At 39.1% G+C, this 16,524-nt stretch carries 11 protein-coding genes; 7 read left to right on the plus strand and 4 right to left on the minus strand.

Annotation, left to right across the window (positions count from 1 at the left end; genetic code table 11):
• Nucleotides 1-65: 65 nt before the first annotated feature.
• The gene (locus tag FJR37_RS22120; protein WP_168467130.1) at nucleotides 66-1,274 is read right to left on the minus strand and encodes an AAA family ATPase; all 1,209 of its coding nucleotides are present in this window, start codon (nucleotides 1,272-1,274) and stop codon (nucleotides 66-68) included.
• Nucleotides 1,275-1,578: 304 nt separating this feature from the next.
• Between FJR37_RS22120 and mnmG the strand changes: the two genes are divergently transcribed.
• Both mnmG and FJR37_RS22130 read left to right on the plus strand, forming a co-directional pair.
• Entirely contained in the window at nucleotides 1,579-3,492 is a 1,914-nt protein-coding gene (gene mnmG, locus FJR37_RS22125) for a tRNA uridine-5-carboxymethylaminomethyl(34) synthesis enzyme MnmG (protein WP_168467131.1), read from the plus strand.
• Between the two features lie 171 nt (nucleotides 3,493-3,663).
• Entirely contained in the window at nucleotides 3,664-4,275 is a 612-nt protein-coding gene (locus FJR37_RS22130; RefSeq protein WP_039200326.1) for an IS607 family transposase, read from the plus strand.
• A gap of 127 nt (nucleotides 4,276-4,402) precedes the next feature.
• Here the strand turns inward: FJR37_RS22130 and FJR37_RS22135 are convergent, their stop codons facing one another.
• The gene (locus tag FJR37_RS22135; protein ID WP_152608822.1) at nucleotides 4,403-4,648 is read right to left on the minus strand and encodes a hypothetical protein; all 246 of its coding nucleotides are present in this window, start codon (nucleotides 4,646-4,648) and stop codon (nucleotides 4,403-4,405) included.
• A gap of 50 nt (nucleotides 4,649-4,698) precedes the next feature.
• On the opposite strand from FJR37_RS22135, the gene FJR37_RS22140 reads away from it, so the two are divergent.
• From FJR37_RS22140 to FJR37_RS22155, 4 genes are all read left to right on the plus strand, one after another.
• Nucleotides 4,699-5,955, plus strand: a complete 1,257-nt coding sequence (locus tag FJR37_RS22140) for a hypothetical protein (RefSeq protein WP_168467132.1) — start codon at nucleotides 4,699-4,701, stop codon at nucleotides 5,953-5,955.
• A gap of 441 nt (nucleotides 5,956-6,396) precedes the next feature.
• Complete coding sequence (locus tag FJR37_RS22145) at nucleotides 6,397-8,061, plus strand: alpha/beta hydrolase (RefSeq protein WP_168467133.1); 1,665 nt, start codon at nucleotides 6,397-6,399, stop codon at nucleotides 8,059-8,061.
• 980 nt (nucleotides 8,062-9,041) lie between these two features.
• A complete protein-coding gene (sbcC, locus tag FJR37_RS22150; RefSeq protein WP_168467134.1) occupies nucleotides 9,042-12,068 on the plus strand; it encodes an exonuclease subunit SbcC in 3,027 nt (1,008 codons plus the stop codon).
• A gap of 56 nt (nucleotides 12,069-12,124) precedes the next feature.
• Nucleotides 12,125-12,805: an HAD family hydrolase gene (locus FJR37_RS22155; protein ID WP_039200320.1), complete on the plus strand. Its 681-nt coding sequence runs from the start codon at nucleotides 12,125-12,127 to the stop codon at nucleotides 12,803-12,805.
• 390 nt (nucleotides 12,806-13,195) lie between these two features.
• Here the strand turns inward: FJR37_RS22155 and FJR37_RS22160 are convergent, their stop codons facing one another.
• A complete protein-coding gene (locus tag FJR37_RS22160; RefSeq protein ID WP_027401372.1) occupies nucleotides 13,196-13,819 on the minus strand; it encodes a CPP1-like family protein in 624 nt (207 codons plus the stop codon).
• A gap of 752 nt (nucleotides 13,820-14,571) precedes the next feature.
• On the opposite strand from FJR37_RS22160, the gene FJR37_RS22165 reads away from it, so the two are divergent.
• Complete coding sequence (locus FJR37_RS22165; RefSeq protein WP_168467135.1) at nucleotides 14,572-15,270, plus strand: response regulator transcription factor; 699 nt, start codon at nucleotides 14,572-14,574, stop codon at nucleotides 15,268-15,270.
• Nucleotides 15,271-15,372: 102 nt separating this feature from the next.
• Here the strand turns inward: FJR37_RS22165 and FJR37_RS22170 are convergent, their stop codons facing one another.
• Entirely contained in the window at nucleotides 15,373-15,567 is a 195-nt protein-coding gene (locus FJR37_RS22170; RefSeq protein WP_027401370.1) for a DUF2811 domain-containing protein, read from the minus strand.
• Between the last annotated feature and the right edge of the window lie 957 nt (nucleotides 15,568-16,524).

Below are 16,524 nucleotides of genomic sequence, written 5' to 3' on the forward strand. Positions count from 1 at the left end.
ATACTTAAGCCAAGCTTTATAAACTTTTTCTTCAGTATCTCCCTCCACAAGAAAATAGATATTCATTATGCTGATATACCTTCATTATATTCATCGAGATTAATCAATTGCATAAATGCTTCGTGTCTGGATTTACCTAGTCCAAAATCTTTTGCATCTTTAGCAGTTACTACACCACCTTTGCGAGTAACTATTTTCCAATGTTCCATTCCAACTTTATTGATAATATAAGGATGGTGACTGGTAATTATAAATTGTAAATTCCTACTTTCAGATAGTAAATCACTTAGAATATCAATACAATTCACTCCTAAACTATTTTCAAATTCATCAATCAAAATCACAGGTCCTTCAGCAGTCAAATAACATTCACTGATTTGTATTAAGGTTTTATACATACCAGATGATATATATTTTTGACTAATCCAATGATTTACTCCTCTTTCTTTTATTTTGATTATTAGAGAAGCTTTTTTTTGAATAAAAATATCAAAATTGTTTTCTTCATTTTTATCTTCGTCTTCTTCATCTTCTTCTATTTTTATATCTTCTACTTGTTCAAATATACTGATAAATCTTTCTTTTATTACTTGAAATATTGGATCTTTTTCGTAAAAAGCAAGTATTAGTTTCGATTGAATTGGTAAGTTAGATTGATAATATTTTTGAATAATACTACTTCTATGATTTTTATCTGTATATTCAGGAATGAAATCAGTTAGTTTCTTAATACTATCTTGATCAATCATCAAACTAGTAAGAATTTCGGAGTATTTTGATAATTCATTAGCAAAAATGATTTTATTTAAGCCATGCCTAACTGGTGATATATCTCGTTCTTCACTTAATATTTTAGCCACACTTTGAATTAGTGAAAGCTTGATTGGTAATGTATTATTCTTAAACTTGATTTCGCTTCCATTTCTGTCTATGATTAATTCTCCATTTTTAAATAAAGACTCATTTTTAATACGAAAACTACTATTATTAGTGAATTTATCTTCTCTGTCTTCCCAGATTAAAGTAGCTGAAATATTACACTCAAACTGACCACTCCAATGATATTGATTATTTTCATGAGTAAATTGTATATCCCATTCAATTCCGTTGAGTGATTCACCCTCAGATATTTTTTGTAAATCAAGTATTGCTTTTAAAATTCTAGTTTTACCAACACCAGAAACACCTACTAGAAGATTAAAATCAGAAAACTGGATTGGCTCAATTCGCCATTGTCTTTTATGGTCATAATAACTTAGTTGATTAATTTTCATGTTTTTACATCTAAATGATATTTTCAAAAATAAACTTGACACAGTGTATTTTAACTTAATCTTTTTAGCTTAAATAAAAATTTATAACCATAAATTGATTAATTGTAAATATCCGGTAAATTTTCTTACCCATTACTACAGTTCAACCCTCAATAAACCTTATATCTGCTACAACTAAACAATAATTCTCTCGTTACTACTTCTGTAACTGAGAGAGCAAAAACTGAAATCGCCCCTAAATATACGCTAAAATACTGAATGTAACTAGCTTTTTAAACTTTTAATTTTTAATTCTTAATTGGTTATGACCATGCACAATTCCGCTGAATTCCGAGACGCTTATGATGTGATTGTCGTCGGTGCAGGTCACGCCGGTTGCGAAGCAGCACTTGCTACTGCCCGCCTCGGTTGTCGAACTCTGCTATTGACCCTAAATTTAGATAAAATCGCTTGGCAACCCTGTAACCCCGCAGTGGGTGGTCCTGCTAAGTCCCAATTAACCCATGAAATAGATGCTTTGGGTGGGGAAATTGGCAAAATGGCAGACCGGACATACCTACAAAAACGCATCCTCAACTCTTCACGGGGTCCAGCGGTATGGGCATTACGGGCGCAAACTGATAAGCGGGAATATGCAGCGATAATGAAGGGAATTGTCGAAAATCAGGAGAATTTGACAATTCGGGAAGGCATGGTGACGGATTTAATCTTAAATGATAGTAATGAAGTTATTGGTTTAGAAACCTATTTTGGCGTATCTTTTCACTGCAAAGCCGTCATTCTCACCACTGGCACATTTTTGGGCGGTAAAATTTGGGTGGGGAATAAATCCATGGCCGCAGGACGCGCGGGAGAGTTTGCAGCGGAAGGGTTAACACAAACTCTCAATCGTTTGGGATTTGAAACCGGCAGACTGAAAACTGGGACACCAGCACGGGTTGATAAGCGTTCCGTTGATTATAGTCAAATGGAAATTCAACCGGGAGACGAAGCTGTGCGGTGGTTTAGTTTTGACCCGGAAGTGTGGGTAGAACGGGAACAAATGCCTTGTCACATGACCCGGACAACCAAAGAAACTCATCGTTTAATTAGGGAAAATTTGCACCTGTCGCCGGTGTATGGTGGTTGGGTGGAAGCAAAAGGACCTCGCTATTGTCCGAGTATTGAAGATAAGATTGTCCGCTTTGCCGATAAGGAAAGTCACCAAATCTTTATTGAACCGGAAGGAAGAGATATTCCTGAATTGTATATTCAAGGTTTTTCCACTGGTTTACCCGAAACTTTGCAAATTTTGATGTTGCGGAGTTTGACTGGTTTGGAAAATTGTGTGATGTTGCGTCCGGCTTATGCTGTAGAGTATGATTATTTGCCCGCAACTCAATGTTTTCCCACGTTGATGACCAAGAAAATCCCAGGGTTGTTTTGTGCCGGACAGGTAAATGGGACGACTGGTTATGAAGAAGCTGCTGCCCAAGGAATAGTAGCGGGAATCAATGCAGCGCGGTTTGTTAAAGGTGAGGAAGTGATTATTTTCCCCCGTGAACAAAGTTATATTGGCACGTTAATTGATGACCTGTGTACGAAGGATTTACGCGAACCTTATCGGATGCTCACCAGTCGGTCGGAGTATCGGTTGTTACTGCGTTCCGACAATGCTGATATCCGCATGACACCGTTAGGACGGGAAATAGGTTTAATTGATGACCGACGTTGGGATTTGTATAGTCAAAAACAAGAACAAATTACAGGGGAGAAAAAACGCCTTCATGTTACTAGAATAAAAGAGAATGAGGCAGTGGGGCAAGCGATCGCTCACGATACCCAAGAAGCAATTAGAGGTTCTATTACCCTGGCTGATTTACTGCGTCGTTCAGGTATTCATTATCTTGATTTAGAACGCCACGGACTTCATAACCCTGCCCTCAAACAAGCCGAAAAAGAAGGAGCAGAAATTGACATCAAATATGCCGGTTATTTAGCCAGACAGCAAAACCAAATTGACCAAGTTGCCCGTCAAGCAAATCGCCAACTATCTAGTGATTTGGACTACTCAACCATTGAGACTTTATCTAAAGAATCCCGAGAAAAACTCAACAAAGTTAAACCCCTCACCATTGGACAAGCAGCAAGAATTGGCGGAGTTAACCCAGCCGATATCAACGCTCTTTTGATATATTTAGAACTAGCTAAAAACAAGACGGTAATAGGTAATAGGTAATTGGTAACTGGTAATTGGTAATTGGGAAACAAATTCTCCCTCTTGCCTCTTGCCTGAATGGGTAATAGGTAATAGGGAGGAGATGAATATAGAACGTAATTTACCATGACATACTAGACATATCTTGACATCATGTGGTATGGTAGGACGAGTAACAAACTTAGGCTGGCGATGACAGTAAATTATGTACCTCCAAGAGTCGCTGCTACCAGATTGGGAGTCAGCACCAAAACACTTGAAAGGTGGCTTGAAGACGGGAAAATCGAAGGCATCTTTACCCAAGGTGGACAAAGAAGATATAACCTCGATTCAATTATCCCTGTTCGACATGGTAATCCATCAGACGAGCGAGCCACTGTTCTATATGCCAGAGTTTCAAGCCGCAGTCAGAAAAACGACCTTGAGCAACAGGTTCAGTTTCTCCAGTCTCGTTACCCTGACGCAGAAATCATCACTGACATCGGCAGTGGACTCAACTTCAAACGAAAAGGTCTTCAAGCCTTACTGGACAGAGTTCTCGGAAACACTTGCAAACTTGTTGTCATTGCCCACAAAGATCGGCTTTGTCGCTTTGGATTCGATCTTATCTCATGGCTCTGTGCTAGGCAGCAAACTCAAATATTAGTTCTCAAGCAAACGAACCTCAGCCCAGAAATCGAAATGGTTGAAGATATCCTTGCCATTATCCATGTCTTCAGTTGCCGATTGTATGGACTTAGAAAGTACAAAAAACAAGTCATTGAAGACAGCGAGTTACCTAGTGTACCCAGCAAAGGAACTTGAGCTTATTTGGAAAAAATGGGGTAGAAACAGCTTGATAATTTCTACCCACCCCAAAGCATCGGGAAGGGTTAGGGTGGGGTAATTTGAGGAATAATGGTAATTCGATAACTTGTGTGTACAGTAGCCTTTACAAGAGGTGACTAAGGGGGGTAAAAATGTGATGAAAATTACGGGATACCACTTCCTCTAACATACCTCTAAGATACAAGGTTGGGTTGAGCGATCGCGAAACCCAACAAAATCCTTGATAATGTTGGGTTATGGCTGATGCCTCCGGCACGCTACCGCAGGGATATGCCACACTTCGTAAACCTTCCATTGCTCCGCAACGCTGACGTTCCACAACCCAGCCTACCATATAATGACTTTTCATGCTTAATCTAGCAGTATTGCCTCTTAGAAAACTAACAACCGAAAAAGCCTATGTTACCCAAATCCAGCACTGATTTATTTGTTTCAGAAGTGTCCGATAGCACTAGTATGTCTTTAGCCATAGATTTCGTCAACAACGAGCCTTGGACAATAGAAACCTATGCTGAAAGCTTAATGGACGAACTTTTTCATGATATTGACAACATTCTTGATGGTCGAAACAAGCGAAATCATCATAGAGGCAGAAACGAATCTGTCCCCGTGCAAACTATGACATTTCAAATGCCAGATGTGGTTTTACCATCAAAACTTAATCGTCCATTACAATCTACTGCACCCATTAAAAACGTCCAAACCACTACACTAGTAGTTAATCATCCATCTATCAAAGCAATTGCAACTACTGAACAACAACAAACCAGTGGTTTAGGTAAACTAATATTTATGGGATTAAGCCTAACCGTCGGGACTTTGGGTATGGTCTACTTAACTGAGTCTGGTTTATTAAATACAATAAATGCCCAATTAACTTCCCAAAGTTTGCCAAATCACCAGACACCATCACCTGCATCTGTAATCACAGATCCTCAGTTAGACTTAGTAAATTATATGTTGGAAGCCTTAACTGTGATAGAACAAGGGACAACCAATGGTAAAACAATTGCTAAACCAGGATTTCCCACTGTTAATCTGAATCAAACCACTGCCTTACCTTTACCAAATACCCAACTAACAGAAACTCCACCATTACCTGTAGCAGCAACCAATATGCTACCTGCTAATAATCGCTTGACTACCCCTAATGTGGTTGAGCGCATATATATTCCAGTTTATCAGTCTCCCGCACTCAAATATCAAATACCAATTGTTCCCACAGTCCCAGTACCACCTACCTTACCTTCATCTTTAACAGCTAATAATTCTCCTACTATTAATACTATACAACCAGCAATTAAGCCCATACCCAAAACAACACAGGTGAATCTCAAACCAGCAGCCGTTAATCCTCAACCGATGAAAGTCGTACCACCGCAATTACCAACAATTGTTCCCCCTGCACCTGTAAAAGAAACTAAGAATATATCACAACAGGTTACAGTACCTAGCTATTCTGCACAATTAGAGGGACTATTGGAGTTGGGTAATAAATCTGTGGCTTTGTTTAAGGTAGATGGTATTAGTCGCCGAATTAATCTAGGTGAAAATATTGGTACTACAGGTTGGACACTAGTAGAAGTTAGTAACGGAGAAGCTATTGTTCGTCGTAACGGTGAAGTTCGCTCTATCTACACAGGACAAAAGCTTTAACACAACTGCATGAGTCAAACAAAAATTAAATATCTTCTGAAAAGCCTGTGTAATCAGCTTCTTTAGTTTTTAGTACCGTAGTACGGCACTAACTTTTACACTTTTTTATACTTTTACCTGAGAAGCTTACTGATATTAAGATAGTTGGCGTTGCTGATAGCCTGCGTGGCGTAGCCATATTGAGGTATGAAATTCCCAAATTGAACCTTGAAAACTCAAACCTCAGTGCGTCTACTCTTCGAGATCACGAAGCGTGATTGCGCCTTTGCGTGAGACTAAAATTCATACCCTTAATCAGCAACGCCAGATAGTTATTTGATGATAGGGTTCTGTGTACTATCTGTTAGCTATTGCACCTATGGGAGTTGCTGATTCAGAAATGGGGTAGGATAAAAAACGTAAAATCAGGTAGAATCTCCTAAGTTGAGGGGCAATATAAAGATGTTCACAGAGAAAAGCTGGAAGAATTTTAAGGTATTTACAGGGGCATTTTGTGTTGTCGCGCTGACACCGTTTTTTGGAATTAATTCTTCTGTCCACGCAGCAGATACGGTTGTGATTCGTTATGGACCCATAGAGGAATCTGTATCCTTGGAAGAGTTAAAAAAATCTACGGAAACTGGCAAATTACCAGATAGTTTGGGAACTTATACCAAAAGAATGACTGAAGAACAACGTCGTTTTTTGGTAGAGGGACTAAAAATCCGAATTCCCATAAATGTTGCTACTTTAGATAGATTAATCAATACCCAAATTGGGACTACAATTCTTAGCGATGTCTCTACAGCTATTACCCGTCGAGATCAATCGGGATTACAAGCTATGAAAGGGGGATTGGTTTTAGCTGCTAATTCTCCACAGGGTTTATCTATACTAAGTTTTATTGCGGCCTATCCCAGTAAACGCCTAGAAATTAATTTACCCCAGGCTTTAACTGTGGCGGGGAGTTTAAATGGTGCATTTGTCCGCACTCAGCGGTTTATGTTTGGTCTTTCTCCCCAAGTTAACCCTAAAGATATCAAAGTTGCGTCTTCTCTAGATCCTACTCAAGCAGGAAGCGCACAGGTACAGACACTCAAGTTAAGTTTCAATGACCAAAAGCGTCAACGACAAATTCCCCTGGATGTTTATTTCTCTACTGCTGCTAGTGTAAATAAACCTGTAATTGTCTTGTCTCATGGTTGGGGTTCGGTGCGGACTGACTTGCGTTATTTAGCCGAACATTTGGCTTCTCATGGTTATGTTGTTGGTGCTTTGGAACATCCTGGTAGTAATGAAACTACTTTTAAGGCAGTCAGTAAAGGTAGAAAACAACTTGTTGAACCCCAAGAATTTTTAGACCGTCCCAAAGATGTTAGTTTTATTGTTGATGAATTGGAAAAAGTTAACCAAACTGCGAATAGTCCTTTACGGGGAAAATTAGCAACTAACAATGTGATGGTTGTAGGTTATTCCTTTGGTGGGGGAACGGCTTTAGCATTAGCTGGGGGCGAATTACAAATCGAAACCCTCAAACAACGCTGTCAGCAAAACTTAGCTAATGCTAACTTGGGTGAAACTCTTCAATGTGTGGCTCAAGCATTACCAGAAAAAACCTATCAATTACGAGATGCGAGAATTAAACAGGCGATCGCTCTCAATCCTACCACCTCTTTAATGTTTGGGGAAACTGGGTTAACAAAAGTACAAATTCCCACATTAATCCTCTCTAGTTCCGCAGATAAAATTACCCCTGCATTAACTGAACAAGTTATGGGTTTTGCGAAAATTCCCTCCCCAAAGTGGTTGGTGGGTGTGGTTGGTGCTTCTCATTTAAGCATTATAGATCCTAGTCTGACCCCATATCAAATGGGGAAATCAAATACACCTATCTTGAACAAAGAAGTAGTTGGAGAACAAGCTAAAGATGTGCGGAAGTTTCTCAAAGGTATTACCCTAGCAATGGCAGCACAGTTAACTCCTGAAGCTAGTCAATATGCTCCTTTTCTGACTGCCGACTACGCTCAAATTTCCTCAACTCGTCTATTTCCCTTTCGCACAGTGCGAGAACTTTCTCCTGAAATGATACAAGAAGCACAAGGTCCAGGTATGACAGCCAATAAATAATAGGTTGAAGGACGAGCAAATAAATAAAAAGGCTTGGAGGGTAAACCAAGCCCAACTTCACTCAGGGTAAAATATATAATCCATCCTATAGATTCTTTATATTTTCAGAATCCTTCTCAAGAGAGAATATTCAATCCAAGACTAATTTAAGCGTGAAATATGATAAGTTTCTTCACTAAGTAGGTTAGCATTGAAAATCGTCGTTATGGCAAGGCAAGAGGCACTCATGCAAGAGGCAAGAGTGAAGAGGGTTTGGGCGATTTTACTTTTCTTTACATAGATTGGTTTTATTGTGTTCACCTACTTAGTACAGGTTGGCGTAAATGACATGACCATTAAAAGCTCCGAAAATTTGATTGATTACAAGGCTTGAAAATAGTTCATTCGCTTACGCCGCACGGTACTAAGTAGTGAGACAGAATTAATTACACAATGTCATTGCGTTAGCGCAGCGTGGCGTTAGCCATATGGAACGAAGTGAAATGAAGCAATCACAACCCTGGCGATTGCTTCCCTTCGCTCGCAATGACTGTAAATATTTTTGTCCAATTACTTAGTAGATTCTGACCATGAAAAATTCAGAAAGTAGGGGCGCAGGGTCTGCGCCCAGAAACGATTCATCAATAACAGCATGAAATTTATTTACCCCAACCCGTAATGGCTATTAACTGCTGTTTGCACTATGGCAGGAGTAATATATTTAGTACAGATGTCACGTTCGCTGAAGGCTTTTTTGTCAAAGTCCATAGAATTAAGTCTGATTATAGTTTCAGCACAATTAATTGCCTATTGTATCAACAAAAACAGAATATCTGACGATGGCATCAGATGGCATTTGAAAAAAGTTGTCTTGATATTGTAAATTTTTGTAAAATTGATGTCTTCAAGACTAGAAACCTGCTAATTACATGACTAAACTAAAAACTAAGTGCATCTGTACTGTTAACAATCAAAATTCTAAATTTGGCACTATAGCCTGAATGATCCCAGTCCAACTTATCATTAAAAACTTTCTCAGTTACCGTGATGCAAGTTTAGATTTTAGCGGCTTGCATACGGCGTGCATTTGTGGTTCTAATGGTGCGGGAAAATCTTCCCTTTTAGAAGCTATCACTTGGGCAATTTGGGGTGAAAGCCGTGCTACTGTTGAGGATGATGTGATTCATGCTGGTGCGAAAGAAGTCCGAATTGATTTCACTTTCCAAAGTGGTCAGCAAACTTATCGGGTGATTCGCAACCGGGTTAGGGGTGGAACTAGTATTTTAGAATTTCAAATTGAAACTCCTACTGGGTTTCGTCCTTTGACGGGTAAGGGATTAAAAGCCACTCAGGATGTCATTCTCGAACATATTAAGCTAGATTATGAGACTTTTATTAATTCTGCTTATTTGCGTCAAGGAAAAGCCGATGAATTTATGCTCAAACGTCCTGCTGAACGCAAGGAAATTTTAGCAGAGTTATTGAAACTAAATCAGTATGATGAGTTGGAAGAACGAGCTAAGGATAAAGCTAAACTTTATAGAATCCAAGGAGAAGAGTTAGAAAATTCTTTAGCAAATATCAAAATTCAACTCCAACAACGGGAAATAACGGAAACTCAACGCACTGAGTTAGAAGCGCAACTAAATAATCTACAACAGGTGCAAGCTTTTGAAAATATTCAGTTACAAAGTTTACAGGTTATCCAACATCAAAGACAAAGTTGGGAACAGCAATTAAATTTTCTGCGGCAACGATATGATAATCTTAGTCAAGATAGCGATCGCCTACAACAAGAACAAATAGCCGTAAAATCCCAACTAGCAGATTTAGAAAAGATTATCAATCAACAAACTGACATTCAAGCCGGTTATACTCAATATCAAAATCTACAATCTCAAGAAGAAATCTTTGCTGCTAAATTTGAACAACATACCCGCGCTACCAATTTAAAACAACAAAAACAACAACAGCTATATAAACAAACTCAAGATTTAGAACGTCAATTACAACAAGCCCAAGCTCAATTAGCAGCTTTAGAACAGCAAGAACAAGAAATCAATCAAACCCTGAGTAAATCTGGGGATATCGAAACAGCTATATTACAATTAAATACCGCCCGTCAGCATTTGACTAACTTAGATCAATTGCAAATGCAGGTAACACCATTATTACAACAAAGAGCCAGTTTGCAAACTCAATTAGATCGCACTCATGCTAGTTTAGTCGCGCGATTAGAGCAAATGCAAGCCACAGAAAAACAACTGCAAAATCAACATCACCGGCAACCCCAATTACAACAAGCAGTCATAGAAATAGGCACGCAAATTGAAGAATTAGAAAAAAAGCGTGTTTATCTGCAAAGAGTCCAGGAAAAAGGACAGGAAAGACGACATTTTATTGAACGTTTGCAAGCCCACCAACGAGATTATGAAAGGTTGTTGGCAGAACTAGAACAAAAATTGCAAATGTTACAAAATCCCGATGCTAGTTGTCCTTTGTGTGAACGTCCTTTAGATGAACATCATTGGAGTAAAGTGATCGAAAAAACCCAATTAGAATATGAAGATACCCAAGGACAATTTTGGGTAGTGCGGGAACAACTTGCAGTTTCAGATCGAGAAATTCAGGTACTCCGACAGGAATATCGAGAAATATCCCAAAAATTATCAGGTTATGATTCATTGCGAGAACAACGGGGACAATTAGCCGCACAGTTAGAAGCTACAAGTGATGTCCAACAACAGTTATTACAAATTATTGCCCAAAAAGAACATTTAGAACGTTCTTTAGAAAGTGGTGATTATGCCCCTGAAAAACAAATAGAAATTCAGCAATTAGATCAATCTCTTCAACAACTTAATTATAGTGAACAAGACCACGCCCTTGCCCGCAGTGAGGTGGATAAATTACGGTGGGCAGAAATTAAACAAGGACAAATTAAGGATGCCTTAAAACGCCAAGCAAAACTAACAGCTAAAAAGCCAGAATTAACAGGGAATATTACTCAATTACAATGGCAACTGCAACAGGGACAAACTGATTCTGATTGTGCCAAAGAAATTGCTAATTTAGAACAGCAAATTGCGGAAATTGCCTATAGTTCTGAACAGCATAATTATTTGCGTCAAGGTGTGCGACAAGGGCAAGTTTGGCAATTACGTCATCAACAATTATTATCAGCACAAGCACAATATCCGCAATTACTTAATAAAAGTCAAGATTTAGAAGATTCATTGCAAAGAATCCTGAAAGAAAGAGAAATATTAACTCAAGAAGTTGATAATATTGTTAAACAATTATCTGATAGTGCCAACCCCACAGCCCAAATTAATAATTTAGAACAACAATTAGCAAACCGCAGACAGGAACTAGATAATAAAATATCTCAGTTAGGGCAATTAAAACAAATGTCCCTGCAATTGGAAACTTTACAAAATCAGTATGAACAAGGAATACAACAATTACAAAATTGTAAACAACAACAGCGTGTGTATCAGGAATTAGCCCAAGCTTTCGGCAAAAATGGGATTCAAGCTTTAATGATTGAAAATATTTTACCTCAACTGGAAGCAGAAGCCAATCAACTACTTTCTCGATTGAGTGCGAATCAATTTCACGTCCAATTTATTACCCAAAAAGCCGGACGCAGTGGCAAATCCAGTAAGAAAAATGCCAAATTAATAGATACTTTAGATATTTTAATTGCTGATGCCAGGGGAACGAGATCCTATGAAACTTATTCAGGAGGGGAAGCTTTTAGAATTAACTTTGCCATTCGTTTAGCACTGGCAAAATTATTGGCACAAAGAGCAGGAGCATCATTACAATTATTAGTAGTAGATGAAGGTTTTGGGACTCAAGATGGGGAAGGATGCGATCGCCTAATTGCCGCCATTAACGCCATATCCGCTGATTTTGCCTGTATACTTACTGTTACCCATATGCCCCACCTCAAAGAAGCCTTCCAAGCCAGAATCGAAGTGAGTAAAAATCAGCAAGGTTCACAGTTACAATTATTGATGTAATACCCAGATCCCCGACTTCTCCAAGAAGTCGGGGATCTATATCCAATTATCTACTCATGCTGAGATTAATTACTGACTTTGACGGTCCAATCATAGATGTTTCGGAACGCTATTACCGTGTTTATCAATTGTGTCTAGAGAAAACCCGATATCCTCAACAAACAATTACAGAACTGTCTAAAGCCGAATTTTGGCAACTCAAGCGATCGCACACTCCCGAACTCCAAATTGCCCTAAAATCAGGTTTAGATGCCCAACAAGGGCAAGAATTTTCCCAAATCCGTAAACAAACAGTCCACACCCTCCCTTATTTCCAGCATGATGTTCTTGTCCCCACAGCATTAGCCGCACTCAGTCAAGTTCAAGCCGCCGGTGTTGATTTAGCCGTAATGACCATGCGGAGAGTGCGAGAACTAGACTATGCCTTTAATCAACATAATTTAAGCCAATTTTTCCCAGAAAATCGCCGTTATTGTCTAAGTAACGACTATGTAAAAACCCGTGATGTCGAAGATAAACCATTGTTAATGGCTAAAGCCTTAGCCGAACTCCCCCCCGCTGCTGATAGTTGGATGGTGGGAGACACAGAAGCCGACATTACCGCCGCCAAAAAACATAATATTAAAATTATCGCTGTTGAATCTGGTATCCGCGATCGCACCCAACTAGAATCTTATCAACCTGATCTAATTGTGAGCGACTTAAAAACCGCTGTAAATTTCATCCTCAACGAGTAAAAACAAAAATAATGGGTAATCGGCAATAGACATCTCCGAAAATTAAATGTGCGTCGTTTGAAACCCTTGTAGAGACGTTCCATGGAACGTCTCTACAATCTTTACTGGAGAAGTCTAATGAACCAAACGTGAGTTCGACCAATAATTTTTAACCCCCCTGGTAAACCTCTCCTAAGAGGGTGTTTAAAAAGTCATGATTCATGTATCAAATATTTTGACCCCTCCCTAACCCTCCCCTTGCAAAGGGGAGGGAACTGATTTTTCCGGTTTCCCCCCAAAGCATCGGGGGGATTAAGGGGGGTAATTTAACTTGTGTGTACACGATAGCTCCAACACGGAGAGGTGTTGGGGTGAGGTTCATCGAATTCACGTTAACCAATTACCCATTACCTAACGTAAAAAACTACTTACTAACCACAGCAAAATAAAAGTCAACAACGTAGAAAACTGATTCGCCGTCATATTGATCAATGGCAATGGTAATATCAAGCCAGCAATCAGACCACCAGCAATTAAACCAGCAATTAAACTCACCAGCGTCAATAAAACTGCTCTACCAAACTTTCCTTCCTTGCGATTGAGAAAGTAAATACCAATACCGACCCCAACTACCAAGGACAGTTGCAAAACCTGTCCACCACTACCGGGATACAACAAACTCGTTGCACCCAAACCTAGATACCAGGCACCTGGTAGCAGGACATCAGTTAACGTGGGCTGATCTAAACTTCGCTGTAGCCATGCAGGAGACTGCTGACTAAGAGACTGACTTGTTTGAGGAGAAGATGGAACTCGCATTTCTGGAAATCGGATGCGCTCAGGCACTTTGATCTTACCTTCTTGGCGCATCCGCAGGCGTTCCATTAAAATCGCATCATAAGCGGCTTCAATAACTTCTCGGACACTGCCATCACCACCATGTTTTTCCAACAGGCGATTCCGAACATCCTGGATTTCATCGAAGCTTGCGTCTTCCGATACCCCAAGTTTTTCGTAGGGACTTTGATCACTCATGGGAGGTTATTACTTTAGCCTTAATCAGCGGCACTTTTTATTTTACAGAAAAACAACTTTAGATTTTATAGAAATAAAGACAACAACTAGATCAGTAACTATGCGACATACTCCACACACTCCCTTTCAAGTGAGTGTGGGCAACGAGCGCGACTCTTCTATGAAGACATTAACTGAGCTTTAAGACCGTGTGTCACACGGTTCTTTGGTTAAGCCAAACAATTAGCTTTTATTTTGATAGGCTGCTTTTGGTGCATTTAATTGAGTTACACCTACTGTTGAAAATTATATCAAATATTTGAAAAAAAATCAAGAAAGTGTTCATTCCGCACTTCGTGCCGCTTTGCTAACATCGCCCAACAACACTGATTAAGCTGCGCTTAATTTTGTTCGTTGGGGAATTCCTCACTCGCGCGTATTGTATTCATCTTATCACCTCCCTATCGGGTAGGTGAGAGGCTTCTACTGTCTAAGCTAAATTATATGTCTTAGGCAATTTTATACATCTACTAGAATCATAGCACGAGTCGGGTCAACCGCACACAAATTCAAAAAGACTGAATTACTCATAACTTTTGCTATACCAGCATATTTACCTCTTGCCTATCCATAATAAAAATCACATTTTATGGAAATAATCAGGATAATCATTGCTCTCCCCTGTAAATTTTGAATTAGTACCAAAGTAGAACCTGCGTCCCTACGCAATCATGTTTGTTAATCCTATGCACTTTTTATAAAAAGTAATCCCTATGGCTGTTGCTAAGATTCTTATAGTTGACGACGATCCTGCGGTTCGGAATTTAATCCAACGCTTTTTGCTCAAACAAAATTATCAAGTTGAATCTGCCGAAGATGGGAAGACTGGTATGAGTATGTTTGAACAATTTAATCCCGATTTAGTAATTTTAGATGTTAATCTGCCGGATGTAATTGGTTTTAACCTTTGTCAAGAAATGCAGAGTCGTAGTGGCGTATTTGTACTACTCCTGACGAGTAGAACCGACGAAGGTGATAAAATTCGCGGTTTTGCTAAAGGCGCTGATGACTATCTCACTAAGCCATTTGGCTTGGGAGAGTTGGAGGTAAGAGTAGGGGCTATTTTAAGGCGGCAGCGAGTTGTGACTAATGCCGAACAGCAACGCTTAATTTTTGACAAATTAACAATTGATTCTATGCGGCGGGAAGTAATGATTAACAGCGAACCCATTCCCCTAACTGCGCTGGAATTTGACTTATTATATTTTCTTGCTAGTCATCCAGCTAGAGTTTGGCGACGATCCGAACTCATTCAAGAAGTTTGGGACTATGAATATGTTGGGGATCAGCGGGTTGTGGATGTTCATATCGGTCAAATTCGTAAGAAAATTGAAATAGATCCTACTCAATCAACATTAATTCATACTATTCGTGGTGTAGGGTACAAATTTGAATGCGCTACTTCTGCCTAAAATTTGACTACCACCTGTAAACCCCCGCCAATCCCACGCGATAAAGATGTGGGATCAAATAAATAAACTTGGTTTATGAATTTAATCCAGTATTTTTATGGATTATTGATGAAATAAAGTTTCTAAGTAAACACGCGCCGCTCGGCGATCGCTCTCACCATTTTGCAGCAAAAATAACGATAAAGCCGCTGTTAAGACACGGGTTTGATCCCAATCAGGATGGGTTTCTAAGTAGTTGTTCATGGATTCCTGTAATGTTTCGGGAATTTCCGTAAAGATAGGGACTGTGGTGTTCATAAAATTTTCCTGTAGATCAATTAAGAGAAGTTATTGGTGTTCAGTTTTATTGAGGGCTGATTCATGCCCTGTGAGGGACGTAGGGAGAAATTAAAATAAACCAGAACACAAAATTCAGATGCTGAATGAAATCAAACTAAGACTCATTATTCTGCGCTCACCAGGGGTGGATTTGTCAATGCTGCGAAATGTTAACAATTAGCAGTCAAAAATAAATCTTGACGAAATAATCAGGCTTACAACTATATTTTTGTTATATAACTTTATAAAAACTCGGTTATCCACCCTGTTAGTAGTGAACAATTAACAATCCCCAATAAGTCAGCAATGACTGATTAAATCGTAGAACGTCTGTGGAAAAGTCCAAAATCACCTGTGGAAATCCTGTGGAATCAATGAGGAAAAAGGTTGTTAACAATAAGAATTACCATAATGTCACGAAAATATGACATATCAGGCAATTGACACTCTCAGGTTTTCAGATACTGAATTTGACGCTTACCAAAAAACTCGTAAGGTGGTAAAGTATATAGCAGGAGTCAAGAGTCAGGAGTCAGGAGAAAACCCCTTTGGTAGCAAGAGTTTGACTGTTAATTGATGTCATAACCGCCTTGGTGCTTGCTATATTTGTAAATACAATTTATTTTATACAAACTTTTGCTTATAGACATTTTGACGGGTCATGATCAGAAAAAAGTCATCTTCTTACCCTGCTTGTTAGTTTGATAGCCTATACAGTTGGTGATAAAGGTGACTCATTAAGAGTAGGCTAAATGCACGCTAAAATAGATGGAAGATAGTAATTTATAAGGAAAATGCCGAAAACCCTTGAAGGTGCGGCTGACTCAGGAAGTCACACCTATGCTTTAGACAAGGGATGAAGGCTAAGGGCTTTCCTTTATCCTGCATTGACGTTAATGCTTTGCTCTTCAATATATTGTTTCACTGTTTCCGTGT

It is taken from the genome of Aphanizomenon sp. UHCC 0183 (assembly GCF_009712065.1).
Lineage (GTDB): Bacteria > Cyanobacteriota > Cyanobacteriia > Cyanobacteriales > Nostocaceae > Dolichospermum > Dolichospermum heterosporum.

What these genes read in the sequence shown, in the direction of transcription:
- FJR37_RS22120 (WP_168467130.1), bottom strand. Translation starts at nt 1,274, where the DNA reads ATGAAAATTAATCAACTAAGTTATTATGACCATAAAAGACAATGGCGA.
- mnmG (WP_168467131.1), top strand. Translation starts at nt 1,579, where the DNA reads ATGACCATGCACAATTCCGCTGAATTCCGAGACGCTTATGATGTGATT.
- FJR37_RS22130 (WP_039200326.1), top strand. Translation starts at nt 3,664, where the DNA reads ATGACAGTAAATTATGTACCTCCAAGAGTCGCTGCTACCAGATTGGGA.
- FJR37_RS22135 (WP_152608822.1), bottom strand. Translation starts at nt 4,648, where the DNA reads ATGAAAAGTCATTATATGGTAGGCTGGGTTGTGGAACGTCAGCGTTGC.
- FJR37_RS22140 (WP_168467132.1), top strand. Translation starts at nt 4,699, where the DNA reads ATGTTACCCAAATCCAGCACTGATTTATTTGTTTCAGAAGTGTCCGAT.
- FJR37_RS22145 (WP_168467133.1), top strand. Translation starts at nt 6,397, where the DNA reads ATGTTCACAGAGAAAAGCTGGAAGAATTTTAAGGTATTTACAGGGGCA.
- sbcC (WP_168467134.1), top strand. Translation starts at nt 9,042, where the DNA reads ATGATCCCAGTCCAACTTATCATTAAAAACTTTCTCAGTTACCGTGAT.
- FJR37_RS22155 (WP_039200320.1), top strand. Translation starts at nt 12,125, where the DNA reads ATGCTGAGATTAATTACTGACTTTGACGGTCCAATCATAGATGTTTCG.
- FJR37_RS22160 (WP_027401372.1), bottom strand. Translation starts at nt 13,819, where the DNA reads ATGAGTGATCAAAGTCCCTACGAAAAACTTGGGGTATCGGAAGACGCA.
- FJR37_RS22165 (WP_168467135.1), top strand. Translation starts at nt 14,572, where the DNA reads ATGGCTGTTGCTAAGATTCTTATAGTTGACGACGATCCTGCGGTTCGG.
- FJR37_RS22170 (WP_027401370.1), bottom strand. Translation starts at nt 15,567, where the DNA reads ATGAACACCACAGTCCCTATCTTTACGGAAATTCCCGAAACATTACAG.